This window comes from Arthrobacter gengyunqii (assembly GCF_023022985.1).
Lineage (GTDB): Bacteria > Actinomycetota > Actinomycetes > Actinomycetales > Micrococcaceae > Arthrobacter_B > Arthrobacter_B gengyunqii.
The window spans coordinates 1319611-1338417 of the sequence record NZ_CP095461.1; the positions used below are offsets into that span (position 1 = coordinate 1319611).

General features: G+C 65.6%; 18 protein-coding genes. 9 read left to right on the plus strand and 9 right to left on the minus strand.

Annotated features, from left to right (window positions below):
- Positions 1 to 33: 33 nt before the first annotated feature.
- Positions 34 to 429: a hypothetical protein gene (locus MUG94_RS06010; protein WP_341482161.1), complete on the minus strand. Its 396-nt coding sequence runs from the start codon at positions 427 to 429 to the stop codon at positions 34 to 36.
- A 179-nt stretch (positions 430 to 608) separates the two neighbouring features.
- On the opposite strand from MUG94_RS06010, the gene pheS reads away from it, so the two are divergent.
- The gene (pheS, locus tag MUG94_RS06015) at positions 609 to 1691 is read left to right on the plus strand and encodes a phenylalanine--tRNA ligase subunit alpha (protein ID WP_227908188.1); all 1083 of its coding nucleotides are present in this window, start codon (positions 609 to 611) and stop codon (positions 1689 to 1691) included.
- Positions 1692 to 4235 carry a phenylalanine--tRNA ligase subunit beta gene (gene pheT, locus MUG94_RS06020; RefSeq protein ID WP_227908189.1) on the plus strand — a complete coding sequence of 848 codons (2544 nt, stop codon included), beginning with the start codon at positions 1692 to 1694 and terminating at the stop codon, positions 4233 to 4235.
- Positions 4236 to 4298: 63 nt separating this feature from the next.
- Here pheT and MUG94_RS06025 read toward each other — a convergent pair whose 3' ends face one another.
- The 8 genes from MUG94_RS06025 to MUG94_RS06060 form a co-directional block, all read right to left on the minus strand.
- Positions 4299 to 4688, minus strand: coding sequence for a hypothetical protein (locus MUG94_RS06025; protein WP_227908190.1), 390 nt, complete (start codon positions 4686 to 4688; stop codon positions 4299 to 4301).
- Positions 4689 to 4821: 133 nt separating this feature from the next.
- A complete protein-coding gene (locus MUG94_RS06030; protein WP_227908191.1) occupies positions 4822 to 5661 on the minus strand; it encodes an endo alpha-1,4 polygalactosaminidase in 840 nt (279 codons plus the stop codon).
- Entirely contained in the window at positions 5658 to 6377 is a 720-nt protein-coding gene (locus MUG94_RS06035; RefSeq protein WP_227891162.1) for a spherulation-specific family 4 protein, read from the minus strand. The genes MUG94_RS06030 and MUG94_RS06035 overlap by 4 nt, the downstream gene beginning before the upstream one ends.
- The gene (locus tag MUG94_RS06040) at positions 6374 to 7705 is read right to left on the minus strand and encodes a hypothetical protein (protein WP_227908192.1); all 1332 of its coding nucleotides are present in this window, start codon (positions 7703 to 7705) and stop codon (positions 6374 to 6376) included. Before MUG94_RS06040 ends, MUG94_RS06035 begins: the two co-directional genes overlap by 4 nt.
- Positions 7702 to 9243 (minus strand): GT4 family glycosyltransferase PelF, encoded by a 1542-nt coding sequence (gene pelF, locus MUG94_RS06045; protein WP_227908193.1) that lies wholly within the window; start codon positions 9241 to 9243, stop codon positions 7702 to 7704. Before pelF ends, MUG94_RS06040 begins: the two co-directional genes overlap by 4 nt.
- Before the next feature lie 221 nt (positions 9244 to 9464).
- Positions 9465 to 9776 carry a transcriptional regulator gene (locus MUG94_RS06050; protein WP_227891159.1) on the minus strand — a complete coding sequence of 104 codons (312 nt, stop codon included), beginning with the start codon at positions 9774 to 9776 and terminating at the stop codon, positions 9465 to 9467.
- Positions 9776 to 10231, minus strand: a complete 456-nt coding sequence (locus tag MUG94_RS06055; RefSeq protein WP_227908194.1) for a hypothetical protein — start codon at positions 10229 to 10231, stop codon at positions 9776 to 9778. Before MUG94_RS06055 ends, MUG94_RS06050 begins: the two co-directional genes overlap by 1 nt.
- 51 nt (positions 10232 to 10282) lie before the next feature.
- Positions 10283 to 11248, minus strand: a complete 966-nt coding sequence (locus MUG94_RS06060; protein ID WP_227908195.1) for a quinone oxidoreductase family protein — start codon at positions 11246 to 11248, stop codon at positions 10283 to 10285.
- Between the two features lie 168 nt (positions 11249 to 11416).
- Between MUG94_RS06060 and argC the strand changes: the two genes are divergently transcribed.
- The 7 genes from argC to MUG94_RS06095 all read left to right on the plus strand — a co-directional run bounded on the left by argC (position 11417) and on the right by MUG94_RS06095 (position 18805).
- Complete coding sequence (gene argC, locus MUG94_RS06065; protein WP_227908196.1) at positions 11417 to 12448, plus strand: N-acetyl-gamma-glutamyl-phosphate reductase; 1032 nt, start codon at positions 11417 to 11419, stop codon at positions 12446 to 12448.
- Entirely contained in the window at positions 12448 to 13677 is a 1230-nt protein-coding gene (gene argJ, locus MUG94_RS06070; protein ID WP_227908197.1) for a bifunctional glutamate N-acetyltransferase/amino-acid acetyltransferase ArgJ, read from the plus strand. Before argC ends, argJ begins: the two co-directional genes overlap by 1 nt.
- Positions 13678 to 13689: 12 nt before the next feature.
- The gene (argB, locus tag MUG94_RS06075) at positions 13690 to 14613 is read left to right on the plus strand and encodes an acetylglutamate kinase (RefSeq protein WP_227891154.1); all 924 of its coding nucleotides are present in this window, start codon (positions 13690 to 13692) and stop codon (positions 14611 to 14613) included.
- A complete protein-coding gene (locus MUG94_RS06080; protein ID WP_227908198.1) occupies positions 14610 to 15983 on the plus strand; it encodes an acetylornithine transaminase in 1374 nt (457 codons plus the stop codon). Before argB ends, MUG94_RS06080 begins: the two co-directional genes overlap by 4 nt.
- Positions 15980 to 16963, plus strand: a complete 984-nt coding sequence (argF, locus tag MUG94_RS06085) for an ornithine carbamoyltransferase (protein ID WP_227891152.1) — start codon at positions 15980 to 15982, stop codon at positions 16961 to 16963. The genes MUG94_RS06080 and argF overlap by 4 nt, the downstream gene beginning before the upstream one ends.
- Positions 16960 to 17496, plus strand: a complete 537-nt coding sequence (locus MUG94_RS06090) for an arginine repressor (protein ID WP_227891151.1) — start codon at positions 16960 to 16962, stop codon at positions 17494 to 17496. The genes argF and MUG94_RS06090 overlap by 4 nt, the downstream gene beginning before the upstream one ends.
- 100 nt (positions 17497 to 17596) lie before the next feature.
- Positions 17597 to 18805 carry an argininosuccinate synthase gene (locus MUG94_RS06095; RefSeq protein ID WP_227908199.1) on the plus strand — a complete coding sequence of 403 codons (1209 nt, stop codon included), beginning with the start codon at positions 17597 to 17599 and terminating at the stop codon, positions 18803 to 18805.
- Positions 18806 to 18807 lie beyond the last annotated feature (2 nt).

Below are 18807 nucleotides of genomic sequence, written 5' to 3' on the forward strand. Positions count from 1 at the left end.
ACACATGTTCTAATAGGAAGCGGTGGACAGGGACTATTGGTAGCCGCCGTCTTCCAGTCCGGCCAGACGTTCGAAGACGTTGCCCGAGGCCGGATCCCCGGTCCTCAGCTTGGAAAGGCCAGCGGCCAGGAAGTACAGCGGGAGGAAGGCCATCCCCAGGCCGGCGTACTGGCCGGCGTGCCGTGCCTCATGCCGGAGCAGGGCGCTGGGACCGTCCGGACCTGGCAAAAAGGACCGGGCAACCCGATCGCGGTACAGGATCACGTTGCCCACGGTGAAGGCTGCGGCCTTCGGCAGGGGAAAGGTCCAGCCGCCTGCCAGCAGGAGTCCGTCAGGTCCGTGCTCCACGGGGCATCCTCCCGCCCGGGCGAGCAGCAGGCCTGCCGGCGTCGTCAGGTTGAGGGTATTCAATAGTCGGCGCAGATCCACTTTCACAGTCTAGGAGCGGACCGGTGGCACGTCACGGGACGGTCACCCCGGGGAGCCGTGCCCCGGTTCGCAGGCTGGGTTGGTTAGACTGGAGGCTACGGGCATTTTCGCTTGCTTTCATACACCCAACGCCCATCAAAACGTCCATCAACAGGGCCGGAAATAGGTAAGAACTGTACATGTCGAACTCCATACCGGGGACGCACTCCCCAGACACCGTCCCCGAACCGCCCAACCCGCTGGATGAAGCGGCAGTTGCCGCCGCCGTCGAAGCGGCGCTCGCCGCGATTGCCGCCGCCGCTGATCTGGATGGCCTCAAGGACGTCCGCATCGCCGTCGCCGGCGACAAGTCGCCGCTGAGCCTGGCCAACCGCACCATCGGTTCCCTTCCCAAGGACCAGAAGTCCGCCGCCGGCAAGCTTGTGGGCCCCGCCCGCGGCCGCATCAACGCCGCGCTCGCCGCCCGCACAGTGGAGCTGGAAGCAGAGCGCGACGCGCGGATCCTGGTTGAGGAGGCGGTCGACGTCACCGCCGCTCCGCGCCGCCGCCGCATGGGCGGGCGCCACCCGCTGTCCACCCTGCAGGACCGCGTCATCGACGTGTTCGTGGGCATGGGCTGGGAAATCGCCGAAGGCCCCGAGGTCGAATCCGAGTGGTTCAACTTCGACGCACTGAACTTCAAGCCGGACCACCCGGCCCGTGAAATGCAGGACACCTTCTTTGTTGAGCCGCCCGAAGCCCACCTGGTGATGCGCACGCACACCTCGCCGGTGCAGGTCCGCTCCATGCTCGAACGCGAGCTGCCGATTTACGTCCTGTGCCCGGGCAAGGTGTTCCGCACCGATGAACTCGATGCCACGCACACCCCTGTCTTCCACCAGTTCGAGGGCCTGGCCATCGACAAGGGCCTGACCATGGCAGACCTCGTGGGCACGCTGGAGCACTTCACCCGCGTGTTGTTCGGCGATCAAGCCAAGGTGCGCCTGCGCCCGAACTACTTCCCCTTCACCGAGCCCAGCGCCGAGCTGGACATCTGGCACCCGGGAGCCAAGGGCGGCCCGCGCTGGATCGAGTGGGGCGGCTGCGGCATGGTCAATCCGAACGTGCTCCGCGCGGCCGGCATTGATCCCGAGGTCTATTCAGGTTTTGCCTTCGGCATGGGTATTGAGCGCGCACTGATGTTCCGCAACGAAGTGGGGGACATGCGCGACATGATCGAGGGCGATGTACGTTTCAGCGAACACTTCGGGATGGAGATCTAAGTGAGAATCCCACTTTCCTGGCTGCGCGAGTATGCCCAGGTTCCGGCGGACGCAACCGCCGAAGACGTCATGGCCGAACTGGTCAAGGTTGGCCTGGAGGAAGAGGACGTCCACCGTCCCACCGACGAACTCTCGGGCCCGATCGTTGTTGGCCAGGTGCTCTCCAAGGAGCCCGAGCCGCAGAAGAACGGCAAGACCATCAACTGGTGCTCCGTCCGCGTGGTGCCCGAGGGTACCGAGCAGACGCTCACCGGTGACGGCATTGACCCGTCCGGCGTTCAGGGCATCGTGTGCGGCGCGCACAATTTCGAGGTAGGGGACAAGGTTGTTGTCACCCTGCCCGGCGCCGTGCTGCCCGGAGACTTCCGGATCAGCCCGCGCAAGACCTACGGCCACGTGTCCGCCGGCATGATCGCCTCCGTGCGCGAACTGGGCATCGGCGAAGACCACGACGGCATCCTGGTGCTCTCCACCCTGGGACTCGATCCCGAGGTCGGCACCGACGCCATGGACCTGCTTGGCCTCTACGACCAGGCCGCGGAAATCAACGTCACTCCGGACCGCGGGTACGTCTTCTCCATCCGCGGCGCGGCCCGTGAGTACGCCCACGCAACAGGCACCAGGTTCACCGACCCCGCCGGCACGGTGGAGGTACCGGAAGCCGACGGCGCCGGGTACCCGGTGCGCCTGGCCGACGAATCCCCGATCTACGGCAAGGCCGGATGCGACCGCTTTGTGGCCCGCACCGTCCGCGGCGTGGACCCGACCCGTCCGACGCCGCCGTGGATGTCTTCGCGCCTGCGCCTGGCCGGAATGCGTTCGATCTCCCTGGTCGTGGACATCTCCAACTATGTGATGCTTGAGCTCGGCCAGCCGCTGCACTTCTACGACCTGGACAAGCTCACCGGCGAGATTGTGGTCCGCCGTGCCAACCCGGGCGAAACGCTGAAGACCCTGGATGACAAGGTCCGCACCCTGGACCCCGAGGACCTGCTGATCACTGACGGGTCCGGTGCCATTGGCATTGCCGGCGTCATGGGCGGAAACGCCACCGAGGTCTCCGACGCCACGCAGAACGTCCTGATCGAGGCCGCACACTTCGAGGAAGTGTCCATTGGACGCTCCCGCCGCCGCCACAAGCTCCCCTCGGAAGCGTCCAAGCGCTTCGAGCGCGGCGTTGACTGGTACATCGCGGACATCGCAGCGCAGCGCGCCGTCGACCTGCTGGTGGAACTGGCCGGCGGCACCGCCGACGCGTCCATCACCGACGCCGGCACCAGGCCCGAGGCCAAGGCCATCGACCTGCCCGCAGACTTCGCCTCCAAGCTGATCGGTTACGACTTCAGCAAGGACCAGATCACCGGAACACTGCGTGACCTGGGTGCCGAGGTGGCGGAAACGGCTGCCGGCTACTCCGTGACCCCGCCGAGCTGGCGCACGGACCTGGAAACCCGCGAGGACCTTACCGAGGAAATCATCCGCCTGGTGGGCTACGAGCACATTCCCTCCACCCTGCCCACGGCCCCTCCCGGCCGCGGCCTGACCCGGATCCAGCAGCAGCGCCGCCGCCTGCAGCAGGCCCTCGCCGCTTCCGGCCTGACCGAGGTGCTGTCCTACCCGTTCGTGACGGAGGAGGACAACAACACCTTCGGAACGCCCGACGCCGGCACCTCGCCTGCCGCGGTCAAGCTGGCCAACCCGCTCAGCGCGGAGTTCGGCTACCTGCGCACCTCGGTGCTGCCGGGGCTGTTCGAGGTGGCCAAGCGCAACCTCTCCCGCGGCTTCCGGGATTTGGCCCTGTTCGAATCCGGATCGGTCTTCCTGCCCGGTGAGCAGCTGGGGACGACAACAATTCCGCCGCTGGGCGTGAAGCCCTCCGAGGAAGTCCTGGACTCGCTGTACGAGGGTGTTCCGGACCAGCCGCTGCACATCGGCGTGCTGTTCACCGGCCACGAGTCGCAGCCCGGAGCCGGTTACGCACCGCGCGCCTGGGACTGGGCCGATGCCGTGGACACCGCGCGCCTGATGGGCGACGTGCTCGGTGTGGAACTGGTGGTGAGCCAGGGCGAACACCAGGCCTTCCATCCGGGCCGCACCGCCAAGCTCTCGCTGCGCAGCGGCGAGACGGTGGGCTACGCCGGCGAGCTGCACCCCAAGCTGCTTGCAGCAAGGGACCTGCCGGCCCGCACCGTGGCGCTGGAGCTCGACGCCGACGCACTGTTCGACGCCGCACCCGAAGTCATCGTGGCCCGCGCGATTTCCTCGTTCCCCGCCACCACCCAGGACGTTGCTCTGGTGGTGGAGGCGTCCATCCCCGCCGAGACGGTGCTTGAAACCCTGCGCGAAGGCGCCGGGGAACTTCTTGAGGACATCGCGCTGTTCGATGTCTACTCCGGAAAGGGCATTGAAGAGGGGCACAAGTCCCTGGCCTTCGCCCTGCGCTTCCGCGCCGGGGACCGGACCCTGACCGCCGATGAGGCGTCAGAGTCCCGGGCGGCCGCAGTAGCCCTGGCAGCCGAACGGTTTGGCGCCGTCCAGCGCTGACAGCTGTGGTGCGCTGAAGGGTCCTGCCGGGTTTCGGCGGGGCCCTTCGCCGTTCCGATGCCCTCAGCGGCCGCCCTTGGCGAGGTAGTCCGCGCCGTCATAGTGGACGTGGAGGGTATCGATGCGCCCAGCCCCGTCGAAGGTGAAAAACTCCGCGAACCGCACGTTTCCGCCAGGCATGGCGGCATCGTAGAGTACTGCCGACGATGACTCGTCGTGAACCTCCCGGAGAATGTCGAGGCCTTCCACAGTTGCGATGAAGCCGCTGACTCCCTGCAAGAAGCCCTCAGTGGCATCCGGACGGTGGCCGGCCATGGCGCCGGTGAAGTCAAGCCGCTCGGACAGGAGAGGGCGCAGGGTGCTTCCGTCGCCAAAGGCCTCCGGCCCCTCGGACATGATGCGGTAATACTCGTGCAGTGCCGGCGGTGCCGAGGGGGCGAGATTTCCGTCCATGATTGCTTCCTTGTCTGGGCGCAGGCGGTCCGTCCGGTCCGCCACCCACGTTTTCCGGGGTCAGCATAAGTGTGGCAGCGGAGGGCGGGTCACGAACAGTGATCCGGAAGTATCTCCTTGAGGGAAATGCCGCTCAGCAGGAGGACCTGGCCGGCCCAAGATCCAGCGGTTTCAGCATGGAGGACAGGCCGATCCGCCGGGACTCGGCGCAAAAGTCCAGCGACCCTTGGTATTCGACGTGCAGAACGGCCTTCCCCTCGTCGGCAAAGGGCTTGTATGCCTCACATTCCCCGTACCGAAAACACTCCTCATTGACGGCAAAATCAAAGTCATCCACCAGTTCGGGAATCTGGTCGATGTCGTTCTTCAAGCCCACCGACAATCCGCGGGCATGGGCCAGTTCTGCAACGGCCCGGTTGTAGGCCAACTGGTCATCCGCCTTCAGCGGGAAGCCCGTCTCATTGACATAGCCGTCAACATTGTCCGGTTCCACGGCATCGAATCCCTTCGCCGCGCAGGTATCCATGCGTGCTGCCATGATCGGCAGGAGAACGTCCATCCGGCGGATGTCCAGCCACCGCTCATCCGGCCAGCCATCCAGGGTGTTCCCCAGGACCGCTTCCGGAAACAGGCCCGCGTCCCCCCGGAAGTCCTCCCAGGAACCAACCGACAAATAGCAGATCGAGCGCCTGCCTTCAGTGTTCAACGCGAGTATGTCCGCTGGCGTTGTTGTCTCGTAGTCCACGTCGTAGATGTCAGCGTCCACCGACAGATCAAGGGCACCACTGAGCTGCCACTGCCAGGTGAGGGCCGGAGCAGGTATCCACCGTGCGGAATCCGCCTTCGTCCGCGCTTCCGGGATGGCCCCTGCTGCGCCGTCAGGGGCCGGTGCGCACGCGCCCAGGGAGAAGAGGAGGAACACTGCGGTCACCACAGCGACAAGGCGGTCCCTGGCACCGGGGCGTCCTTTCACCGGCGGACCGCATCACGCCGGGCAGCGAGACGCCGGGCACCTCGATGACCGGCAACCAAGTGCTCCGAAACAGCGGTGGGGGTCCCGCGCCAGGGATTGGGCAGGGAGCGGTCGGTGGCAAAGACATGCCCTGCGCCGTGGCTTCCTGCGGCAAGGCGGACGACGGCGATCTCTCCGGGGCTGCAGTCGTACACCAGATGCCACATCCGCGCCGGCGGCACGTCGCGCGCCCATGCAGGCTGCGCAAACTCCGCGTACGACCCGGCCGTGCCCTCAAAAACTGCCGTGACGTCGAACAGATCCATGTGCGCCAGCGTGGGAAAGCGGCCGGGGTTGGCTGCCAGAAACTTGATTCCTGCGTTTCGTGCCGCTGCGGCGTACTGAGCGCAGCGGGCCAGGCTTTGCGGAACGGAGGGAAGCTCATCGAGCATGATTCCGTCGAGCCCGTACAACCTTTGCCAGGAATGAATATCCCGGGCTACGTCCGCCACGGGCCGGTTTCCGTAGTCGACCCGTACGTAGCCAAGGAGCTGTATGCGCGGCCGCAGTTCCGCCACGGCGGCGGGATAGTACTCATCGTCGTCGCTTCCCGGCCCGTCGTGGACGTTGAGAACGGCAAAGGATATCTTTCGGCGCTGAGCGGCCAACCAGGACCATTCCTGCGGAGCCTCGGCAGGATGGACATACCAGGGAACAGCGGTCTGTGCTTTTCTCACGCGTACGTCCTCGGATCGGAAACGCGCATCAGCAGCACGCCGATGCCGGCGACCAGGAAGGCCATGGCTACGAGTATGCCAGCTGCGTTTCCCCCTGTTATCCAGGCTTCCGAAGAAAGAAACGCGGCACCGGCAAAAACGACTCCGCTGCCAGGCAGCCCGAACGCCGCCAGTGTGGTGGACGTCGTGGCCAGGGAGCTGAAGGCGGCAGCCACCAGCACAGTGGCGGCAACCCGGGTGTCCCCGACCAGGAAAATGACCACAAGGGCGGAAACGGAAGCCGATATGACAACTATCGCCGCGGACATTGCCATGGTGAGCGAGCGTGCATTCCGGGCTGCGTGCCGCAGCAGCGGTGTTCGGTTGGAGGACCAGACAAGCCGCTGGCGCATGAGCACCAGGGCCGGATCCGTGGCAGCCGCGGCGATGACTGTCGCGACCACGAGCGCTTTTCCTTCCCAAGCCGGCATCCGGGTCAGAGCCACCGATAGGGCGGCGGCAAGGAAGGATGCCTGGGCTGCCGGTGCGACGGCAGCCAGCCAGTTTCCGCGTCCGAACAAGCGGCGGTCGCTGCTCGTCCGGAGGTGCGTCACCAAGGCCAGCGTGACTGCGGCCAGCACCAGAACGGCAACGGACACAACGATGGGCAGGGCAGCGGAGTGACCGAGGACCAGCGTCAAGGCGGCAATCGTGACAGCAACGGACAGGATGGTCAGCAGGTACCATGAACGGCCGAGGATCACGAGCATGGAGACGACGCAGGAATACCAGCACCAGGCCATCAGGAGGCCCGCCCAGCTTCCGTCCTGACCGGGAATGACCAGTGACACCGCCATGTAACAAGCCAGAACGAGCATGACGACGATGGTTGCGCCGGTTCCGCGGGCGATTCCGCGGTTCACCTGGCCTGCGCCGGCGTGTGCCCAGACAATTCCCGATATCGATTGTCCGATGATCCAGGCACCAATGCCGGCAACCAGGACTTCCCGGGTGTTGGCTGCCATTACCGTGGCGGTGAGGCCGCCCAGAAAAGCACCTAAAACCAGGACAATGCCGCGCCTGACGGCCTCCAGCAGCGCATCCCGGGAAATCCAGGACTCCGAGGGGCCGGAAACCTGGGCTGCGGAACGTACTTGAACAAGGGATTGTGCGTAGTCAAAAACATCCTTGGCCCCGTGGCGTTTCCGTGCAGTGCGGTCGCTGATCCCGGATGCCTCCAGGCGGGCGGTAATCTCGTACACATCAACGGCATCGAACCCTGCGTGCTCGTTCTCAAAAACCGCCACAGGCTTTCCCTTTCCATGCACCGCAACGCTGTCCGCGCTCATGCCGACAACCTCAGTTCAGCTGCGCCGGCACCCATCGGAACCGACGGTGCCAGCAACGGCACGGGAGGCACCAGGATGGCAGGGCTTTGTCGCCGCCGGAGCAATCTGCCGTCACGGGCCGCAGCATAGGCCTCCCGATAGCTCGTTAGGCATTTTTCGAGTGTGAACTCGGAGAGCGCACGCTTCCGTGCCGCCGTCCCCATGGACGCCCTGAGCTCCGGGTTGGTGAGAAGGGCCACACAGGCATCCGCAAAAGCAACGTGATCCCGGGCGGCAACCAGCATGCCCGTTGTCTGCTGTTCGTCCAGGCATTCGGCCACACCTCCGACATCAGTATTGACCGTGGCGCGGCCGCACATCATCGCTTCGATCAGCGTGAACGGCAGGCCTTCTGAAACGCTGGACAGCGCTACTACGTGGCCGGCCTCGATGGCAGGCCGGCTGCCTTTGCTGGGCCCCTCCCAATGGACTGCCTCGGCTACCCCGAGGGCGTTGGCCATCGCAACCAGCAGATCTTTGTAAGCTGCGTTCTCTTTGGGGGTCGGCCCGAAGACGCGCAGTTGGGCATTGGGCACCTGCTCACGAACCAGCGCGAAAGCGGATATCAGCGTTTCCAGGTCCTTGAGGGGATCGATGCGTCCCACGAAGCTGATGGTTGGCAGATCCGGTTCACTGGTAACGGGCAGAAAGGTCAACGGATCGACGCCGTTGGGAATGGTGTGGATACGGTCCGGAAGGGCGCCCAGCCTGCGCTCCCAGCGGGCATTGAACTGGTTCAAGGGAAGGACCATGTGTGACTGCACATTGACCACTTGGCACAGCCGCCGCAGGAATGCGGTCACTGCGCGCCGCACCGGCCAGGACAAATGGGCCCCATAGAGCGCAAGGTAGCGTTCGCGCAGATAAACGCCGTGCTCCGTCAAGAGAATCGGAGTGCCGTGCCGCCAGGACTGGGCCAGGGCCAGCAGTGACGAGGGGCCGTTGCTTGAGGCATGGACTACGTCGACGTTGCCAAGCCGGTGGTCGACGAGCGCGAGAGCCCGGTCCACGATGCTGGCAGCCATGACCGCGTCTGCGACCGAGATGGGAGGTTCGCCGGTGCTGACCACATGCTGTGTCCAAGCTGCGATGATGGGTGCCACGGATCCACGGGTCGCGAGTGAGTGGGCCAATCCCACACGGTCACTAATGCCAACGAGGTGCTGCAGGGCGTTTGCGGTTCGCCCCACCGGGTCATGCTGCTCCGATCCCAGGGCCGCGTCCCACAGCCGGGTCAGTTCATACTGAGTTGAGTCGATCCACCTCCGGCGCCGGGGGTGGGGGCGAAGCGGAGAGGCAGCGGGTCCCCAGACCGGAATCAGTCGAACTGCCTGGACATTCGGGGGTACCTTCCAGACGGGTTTGTCGGCCCCGCTGCCGGTCAAGGCGACGATATCGAAGTCGTGCTCCGGAATGCCGGTCAGGAGCTGATCGCACCACGTGCTGACTCCGCCTGTAACGGCCGGGTAGGTTCCCTCAGTGATAAGCGATATTTTCATGCGGACGCCCCTTCGGCTCGGCGCGGGAGACGGGCGCCCGTCGGGCTTTCCTGATGGGACGGGACGGATACATACGACATTTGAGACTCTCTTACGGGATCGGGATACCGGCTCCAACAGCCAGCACCCTTGCAGATATCGATCTCAGTAAATGTCATTGGCAGGTTTCAATCACGAGTAACGCCTACGTGCCTGCTACGTGCGTGCCGCGGAATTGAGGCTCAGGAAGAAGTGTGCTCTCCGAAATCGATGACTTCGCGCAGGAAGGCGACATGGCCCTCGAAGGCATCTCGCCCCTTGTCGGTAAGTTCAGCCCAGGTGCGGGTTCGTCCGGCCAAGCCCGGTCCCTTGAGCAATTGCACGTAACCTGCCTGTTCCAGGTGTTTCAGGTGTTTGCTCAGCGTCGGGTCGCTCACCTGGAGGGTGTCCCGCAGCAGGGCAAATTCCGTGCTTCCCAAACGTGCAAGCATCCCGCAGATCCGCAGCCTGACCGCACCGTGAATAACGTCATCAAAGCGGGCGCTGGCCGGCATCAGGCGCCCTCGGTAATGGAGCGGACCAGTGCCCGTTCCATCCGAAGACCAAGCACCAGGCTGCCCATGAAGGTCACCAGAACGGCGGCGCCCAGCAGCACGGGCGAATCGGCCGGCTTTACGGCAAACATGCCCAACACCACCCCGACCGCTACGATTGCGGCCTGTCTGATGCCCACCAACAGTGAGGCGCGGTAGGCCCATGGGTCAGCGCGGGTGCCGGTAATGATCGGCCGCAGCATTCCCAGCAGCACCAGAAGAACGGCAGAAATTGAAAATCCCGTTGCTTCCCAACGGCCAAGCCCGAAGGACGTCACGAAACCGGCAATGCAAAGGGACTGGGCAAAGACATACCAGAACGGAGCTCCGGAGCGGGCGCCGGCAACGGCACCGTCGGCCTGCAGCGTGTCGAGGTGCAGTTTCGCGGTCCGTGGGTCGAGGCCGTGGCTTTCCATGTCGGCAACTCTAGAGTTGCCGACATGGAAAGTCCAGCATGGCCGCGCGCCTTACGGGACCAGCAGCACCTTGCCCGTGGTCTTCCGGCCTTCCAGGTCCTCCTGGGCCCGCGCTGCCTCGGACAGCGGATAAGTAGCGCCAATGCGTACGTCCAGGGTTCCCTCGCGGACCATTTCGAACAGGTCATGGGCGCGCCACTGCCGCTCCTCCGGGGTGAGCAGGTAATCGCCCAGCGTGGGGCGGGTGAGGTACAGCGACCCCGAGGAGTTCAGCCGCTGGATGTCGAACGGCGGCACCTGGCCGGAGGCCCCGCCGAACAGCACCAGCATCCCGCGCTTGCGCAGGCTGACCAGGGAGCCGTCAAAGGTTGCCTTGCCCACGCCGTCGTACACCACGTCCACACCCGCGCCGTCCGTCAGATGCCGGACTTCCTCGGCAAAGCCGTCATAGGGGAGGGCGTGGTCGGCACCGGCGGAGCGGGCCAGCTCCCGTTTCTCATCGGTGGATGCCGTGGTGATGACCGTGGCCCCCTTGGCCTTGAGCAGCTGGATCAGCAGCAGGCCCACGCCGCCGGCACCGGCGTGGGTAAGGACCGTCTGCCCTTCTTCGACGGGGAAAGCGGAATTGCACAGGTAATGCGCGGTCATGCCCTGCATGGGCAGCGCCGCCGCAATCTCATCACTGACGCCGTCGGGGATCGGCAGCGCCTTGTCCGCCTCCATGATGGTGTACTCCGAATAAGTGCCCCCGCCCTCGGCGGTGGCAACCCGGGCGCCTTCGCGGAACGCCGTAACATCACGGCCGGCCGCAACCACTGTTCCGGCAGCCTCGGCACCCGGAATGAACGGGTACTCCATCGGGTACACGCCGCTGCGCTTGTAGGTATCGATGAAATTGACTCCGGCCGCGGCCACCCGCACCAATAGTTCCTTGGGGCCGGGCTGGGGGAGGTCCACGTCTTCGAAACGCAGGATTTCCGGGCCGCCGGGCGCGGGGACCACAATAGCTTTATGCATGGAATGTCTCTTCTGTAAGGGCATGGGCGTTTGCTGCCATGGTAGGGCAGCCAGGGAGTCCGCGCACGGGCTCCGCCCGCGAAGCTGCGGCATGGAGCCGGAATCAGGCTCGCGTCATCTATGCATAAATATGAAGGTACCTGTATAAATCTGCTGTAGGGTGAAGCCATGACGATTTCAGTTGCTGTCTCAGGAGCCTCCGGGTACGCCGGCGGCGAGGTGCTGCGCTTGCTGGCCGGACATCCTTCCGTCACCATCGGAGCGATCACCGCCCACAGCAACGCCGGATCCCGTCTGGGTGAACTCCAGCCCCACCTCCACGCGCTCGCGGACCGCATCCTTGAGGACACCACGGTGGAGAACCTGGCCGGACACGACGTCGTTTTCCTCGCACTGCCGCACGGGGCCAGCGCCGCCATCGCCGCAGAGCTGGATCCTTCAGTCCTGGTGATCGACGCCGGAGCTGACCACCGTCTGGAAGACCCGCTGGCCTGGGAAAAGTTTTACGGTTCCCCGCATGCAGGTTCCTGGCCATACGGGCTGCCGGAACTGCCGGGGCACCGTGACCGGCTCAAGGGAGCCACGCGCATTGCGGTTCCCGGTTGCTATCCCACTTCCTCGCTGCTGGCGCTGGCCCCGGGCTTCACCGCCGGTCTGCTGGAGCCCGACGACGTCGTCATCGTTGCTGCTTCCGGAACCTCCGGAGCAGGTAAGGCGGCGAAACCCCATCTGCTGGGCTCCGAAGTCATGGGCGGCATGAGCCCCTACGGAGTGGGCGGGGGGCATCGCCACACACCGGAAATCGAACAGGGGCTCTCCGCTGCGGCGGGCGAATCCGTGGCCGTGTCCTTCACTCCCACGCTGGCGCCGATGGCCCGGGGCATCCTCACCACCGCCACCGCGAAGGTCCGGCCCGGCGTTGCCCCGGAACAGTTGCGGGCCGCCTGGCAGGATGCCTACGGCGGCGAGCACTTTGTCCGGCTGCTTCCCGAGGGGCAGTGGCCCGCCACCAAAATGGTGGTGGGGTCAAACTACGCGGCCTTGCAGCTGACCTACGACGCGCATGCCAACCGCGTGATTGTCACCTGCGTGATCGACAACTTGAACAAGGGCACCGCCGGCGGCGCGGTGCAGTCCATGAACATTGCACTCGGCCTCGAAGAAACCGCCGGCCTGATGACGCAGGGAGTAGCCCCGTAATGAGCACCACCGACAACAGCATTGAGGCAACCGGCAGCACGCCCGCGCCTACTGCAGCCACCGTTCCTGCTGCCGGCACGGGCGTCACGGCCCCCGCCGGCTTCCGTGCCGCCGGCATCACCGCCGGGTTGAAGCTGTCCGGCGGGCGGGACATGGCTCTGGTGGTTAACGACGGCCCGTCCAAGGCTGCCGCCGGCGTTTTCACCCGCAACCGGGTTGCCGCCGCTCCGGTGCACTGGTCCCGTCAGGTCCTCACGGACGGCCGGGCCGACGCCGTCGTCCTCAACTCCGGCGGCGCCAATGCCTGCACCGGCCCGCAGGGTTTCCAGAACACCCACGCCACCGCTGAGAAGACGGCTGACGTCCTGGGCATCTCCGCCTCCGATGTGGTGGTGTGCTCCACCGGACTCATCGGCGAACAGCTGCCGATGGAAAAAATCCTTCCCGGTGTCGAGGCCGCCGCTCAGGCATTGGCGGCCGACGGCGGTGCTTCCGCCGCCGAAGCGATCATGACGACGGACACCGTTTCCAAGCAGGCAGTGTTCACCGGCAGCGGCTACACTGTCGGCGGCATGGCCAAGGGCGCCGGCATGCTGGCCCCCGGGCTGGCGACCATGCTCGTGGTGCTGACCACTGACGCCGAGCTGCCCGCTGCCGCCCTGGACGCGGCGCTGCGCTCCGCCACCGCCGTCACGTTTGACCGCACCGACTCCGACGGCTGCATGTCCACCAATGACACAGTGGTGCTGATGGCTTCCGGTGCTTCCGGCACCACCCCGGACCCGGCGGAGTTCACCGCCGGCCTGACCGAAGTCTGCCATTCCCTGGCCCAGCAGCTGATCACCGATGCCGAAGGTGCCAGCCACGACATCGCCGTCACCACAGTCAACGCTGCCAGCGTGTCCGACGCCGAGACCGCCTCCCGCGCCGTCACCCGCTCCAACCTTTTCAAGACCGCGATCTTCGGCAACGATCCGAACTGGGGGCGCGTTCTGTCCGCGGTGGGCACCACCGATGCAGCGTTTGAACCGGACCGGATCAATGTCAGCATCAACGGAGTGCAGGTATGCCGCAACGGCGGCATCGGAGATTCCCGCGACCTGGTGGACCTGACCGGCCGCAGGGTGACGGTGGAAATCGATCTCCAGGCAGGTACGGAGAGCGCCACCATCTGGACCAATGACCTGACCACGGACTACGTCCACGAAAACTCGGCCTACAGCAGTTAATCGGGGACTGACATGAGCACATCAGCAGAAGTTCGGGAACAACTGGCCGCCCAGGACAAGGCCGCGACCCTCATCGAAGCGCTGCCCTGGATCCAGCGGTTTGCCGGCAGCATCATGGTGATCAAGTACGGCGGCAACGCCATGGTCAATGATGACCTGCGCCGTGCCTTCGCGGAGGACATTGTTTTTCTGCACCACGTCGGAGTGCATCCGGTGGTGGTGCACGGCGGCGGGCCGCAGATCAGTTCGCTGCTGGAACGCCTGGGCATCAAGTCCGAGTTCAAGGGCGGACTGCGCGTGACCACTCCGGAAGCCATGGATGCCGTCCGCATGGTGCTCACCGGCCAGGTGGGCCGCGAGCTGGTGGGCATGATCAACGCCCACGGTCCGTACGCCGTCGGGCTCTCCGGGGAAGACGGCGGGCTGCTGCAGGCAACGCGCATCGGAACCATGGTCGACGGCGAAGAAGTGGACCTCGGCCAGGTCGGCGAGGTGACCGGGGTGAATCCGGGAGCCATTGTTGACCTGCTCGATGCCGGCCGCATCCCCGTCATTTCCACGGTTGCGCCGGAGATCGACGCCGACGGCGGCCTCACCAGTGCCGTGCTGAACGTGAACGCGGATACTGCAGCCGCCGCACTGGCCGTGGCGCTGGGTGCTTCGCGCCTGGTGGTACTGACCGATGTCGAAGGTCTGTACTCCAACTGGCCGGACAAGACGTCCCTGATTTCCGCGCTGACGGCGGGAGAGCTGCGCGACATGCTGCCCTCACTGGAAGCGGGCATGATTCCCAAGATGCAGGCCTGCCTCACGGCGGTCGACGGCGGGGTGGACCGCGCAGCAGTGGTGGACGGACGGATGGCCCATTCCATGCTGCTGGAAGTCTTCACCACCGCCGGCATCGGCACCCAGGTTGTTCCGGAGGAGCAGGCATGAGCAACGGTTCCCAGATCCAGACAGAGATCCACACGAACCCCACCCCCGCGGACGCCGTCCTCGCCGAACTTACCGGTACGTCGGAGGACTGGCTGCGGCGCTACGGCTCCTCGCTGATGGGTGTCTTCGGCACCCCGCAGCGCGTCCTCGTCCGCGGCAGCGGCTGCACCGTCTGGGATGCGGACGGCAAGCCGTATCTGGACCTGCTCGGCGGCATCGCCGTCAACGCGCTCGGCCATGCCCATCCGTTCCTGACCTCGGTCATCAGCAGCCAGCTCGCCACGCTGGGTCATGTTTCCAACTTCTTCACCAGCCCCACACAGGTGGCACTGGCGGAAAAGCTGCTGGAACTCTCCGGCGCCCCCGAAGGTTCCAAGGTCTTCTTCGCCAACTCCGGCACAGAAGCCAATGAGGCAGCGTTCAAGCTTGCGCGCCGCAATAGCGGAACTGCAGCGGGCGGCGGCGTTTCATCGGACGGCGGCGCTTCCACAGGCAGGGGCGTGCAGCGCACCCGGATCATCGCGCTCGAGGGCGCGTTCCACGGCCGGACCCTCGGCGCTCTGGCCCTGACCGCCAAGAAGGCCTACCGGGCGCCGTTTGAGCCGCTGCCCGGGGGAGTGGAACACGTTCCCTTCGGCGACGTCGAGGCCCTGCGCGCTGCAGTGGATGACACCGTGGCCGCAGTATTTGTGGAGCCCATCCAGGGGGAAGCCGGCGTGGTTCCGCTGCCCGCCGGATATCTGCAGGCAGCCCGCGAGATCACTGCTGCCGCCGGCGCCCTGCTGATCGTGGACGAAGTCCAGACCGGCATCGGCCGCACCGGTCAGTGGTTTGCCTCTGAAGGTGTTCTGCCGGACGCCATGACCCTGGCCAAGGGTCTGGGTGGGGGCTTCCCGGTCGGCGCACTGATCACCTTCGGGGAGAAGACATCGTCGCTGCTGTCCGCCGGCCAGCACGGCACCACGTTTGGCGGCAACCCCGTGGCCACCGCAGCCTCGCTGGCCACGCTGCACGTGATTGAATCCACCGGGGTGCTGGAGAACGTCCAGCAGACCGGAAAGCACCTGCGCTCGGAGCTGGCAGCCGTTCCCGGCGTCACCGAAGTCCGGGGTGCCGGCCTGCTCATCGGCTTCGATCTTGTCGAGGAGATTGCGCCGGCTGCCGTGACTGCCGCTCTGGAGGCCGGGTTCATTATTAATGCCACCGGGCCGCGAACCCTGCGCCTGGCACCGCCGCTGATCCTGACCCGCGATCAGGCAGACTCCTTTATCGCTGCGCTGCCGGGAATCCTCGCGGCCGCCAAGGCTGTCGAACGGGCCGCAACCACCGGACAAGCTCCTGCCACCGCACCAACCGAAGGAAAACCATGACCCGCCATTTCCTGGTCGACACCGACCTCACCCAGGCCGAGCAGACCGAAGTGCTGGACCTGGCGGACCTGCTGAAGAAGGACCGCTACAAATACCAGCCGTACGCCGGCGAGTCCACGGGCCGCCAGACGGTGGCCGTGATCTTCGACAAGACCTCCACCCGGACCCGGGTGTCCTTTGCCGCCGGGATCTCCGATCTTGGCGGTGTTCCGCTCATCATTGGTGCAGGGGAGTCACAGCTCGGGCACAAGGAAAGCGTCACGGACACCACCAAGGTCCTGGAGCGCATGGTGTCCACCATCGTCTGGCGCACCTACGCACAGTCCGGCCTCGAGGAAATGGCAGCCGCATCCCGGGTTCCCGTGATCAATGCGCTGTCCGATGACTATCATCCGTGCCAGCTGCTGGCGGACCTGATGACGATCCGTGAGCACAAGGGCACCCTCGCCGGCCTCACCCTGGCCTATCTGGGTGACTGCGCCAACAATATGGCCAACTCCTACCTGCTGGCGTGCGTCACTGCGGGCATGCATGTGCGGGTCGCCGGTCCGATCGGTTACCTGCCGGATCCGCTGATTGTCGACGCCGCGGCAGCCCGCGCAGAGGAAACCGGCGGTTCGGTGATGATCACCACCGATTCCGCCGAAGCCTTGGCCGGAGCCGATGTCGTTGCCACGGACACCTGGGTTTCCATGGGCCAGGAGGACGAGAAGGCAGCGCGTTCCGAGTTGTTCCGCAGCTATGCCGTGGATGCCGCAGCGATGGCGCGGGCGGCGGATGACGCCGTCGTCCTGCATTGCCTGCCCGCCTACCGGGGCTATGAAATTTCGGCCGACGTCATCGACGGACCGCAGTCCGTGGTCTGGGATGAAGCGGAGAACCGCCTGCACGCGCAAAAGGCGCTGATGGTGTGGCTGATGGCGCGCTCGGGACTGACCGGCGTGCCGGAGGGACGAGCCGTTTCAGGGGGCGCCGCATGAGCATGCCGGCCACGAAAACCGCGCGTCAGGCCCGCATCCGCACGCTGCTGACCAGCCGGTCGATCCGGTCCCAGGCGGAGCTCGCTGCGCTGCTCGCCGACGACGGCGTCCAGGTCACCCAGGCCACGCTGTCCCGGGACCTGGTGGAGCTGGGCGCGGTGCGCATGCGCGGCAAGGAAGGCGTGCTGGTGTACGCGGTGCCCTCCGAAGGGGGTCAGCGTGCGCCGCAGTCGGGCGTTTCAGCGGAGGTCCTCGACGCCCGCCTGGCCCGGCTGTGCGGGGAGCTGCTGGTCACTGCCGAGGCCTCGGGCAACATTGTGGTGCTGCGGACTCCGCCGGGTGCCGCGAACTTCCTGGCCCTGGCCATCGACCATTCAGTGATGCCGTCCATTCTGGGCACCATTGCCGGTGACGATACGGTGGTGATGGTCACCCGCGAGCCCGACGGCGGGGCCGACGTGGCGGCGCGCTTCCTGCGGATCGCGGATGAAGCCACCGCCAACGGGCAGGCTCCGGACAGCCGCATCCTGTGACGCCGGTTTCCGCAGCCGCACCGCATCCATCAACTTTCCCTTTACTTTCATCGACAGGCAGCCTTTCACGGCTGCGCACAACGCAAGAGGAGCATATTTCGTGAGCGAACGCATTGTATTGGCCTACTCCGGTGGCCTTGATACTTCGGTGGCCATCGGCTGGATCGCCGAAGCAACCGGTGCTGAGGTTATCGCCGTGGCCGTGGACGTCGGACAGGGCGGCGAATCCCTGGAAACCATCCGCCAGCGCGCCCTGGCCTGCGGCGCCGTCGAAGCCTACGTTGCAGATGCCCGGGACGAATTCGCGTCCGAGTACTGCATGCCGGCGCTGAAGGCCAACGGCCTGTACATGGATTCCTACCCGCTGGTCTCCGCCCTGTCGCGCCCGGTGATCGTCAAGCACCTCGTTGCTGCCGCCCGCGAGTTCGGCGCCACCACCGTGTCCCACGGCTGCACCGGCAAGGGCAACGACCAGGTCCGCTTTGAGGTCGGAATCCAGACCCTCGGCCCGGACCTGAAGTGCATCGCCCCGGTCCGCGACCTGGCCCTGACCCGCGACAAGGCCATCGCCTTTGCCGAGGAAAAGAACCTGCCGATCGTCACCACCAAGAAGAACCCGTTCTCCATCGACGCCAACGTCTGGGGACGCGCCGTGGAAACCGGTTTCCTGGAAGACATCTGGAACGGCCCCACCCCGGACGTGTACGAGTACACCTCTGATCCCGCTGCCGGCCTTCCCGCCGACGAAGTGGTCATCACCTTCAAGGAAGGCGTTCCGGTAGCGATCGACGGCAAGCCCGTCACTCCGCTGCAGGCCATCGAAGAGATGAACCGCCGCGCCGGCGCCCAGGGCATCGGCCGCATCGACATTGTCGAAGACCGCCTTGTCGGCATCAAGAGCCGCGAAATCTACGAAGCCCCCGGTGCCATGGCGCTCATGCAGGCACACCGCGAACTGGAAAACGTCACGGTGGAACGCGAGCAGGCCCGCTTCAAGAAGACCGTCGGCCAGCGCTGGACCGAACTGGTCTACGACGGCCAGTGGTTCTCACCGCTGAAGAAGTCCCTTGACGCCTTCATCGAGGACACCCAGAAGTACGTCTCCGGCGACATCCGCATGAACATGCAGGGCGGTCGTGCAGTGGTGACCGGACGCCGCTCCGACTCCTCGCTGTATGACTTCAACCTGGCCACCTACGACACCGGTGACAGCTTCGACCAGTCCATGGCCCGCGGCTTCATCGAGCTGTTCGGCATGTCCTCCAAGGTGGCCTCCGGCCGCGACCAGCGTTTGGCAGAAGGTAAGTAAGA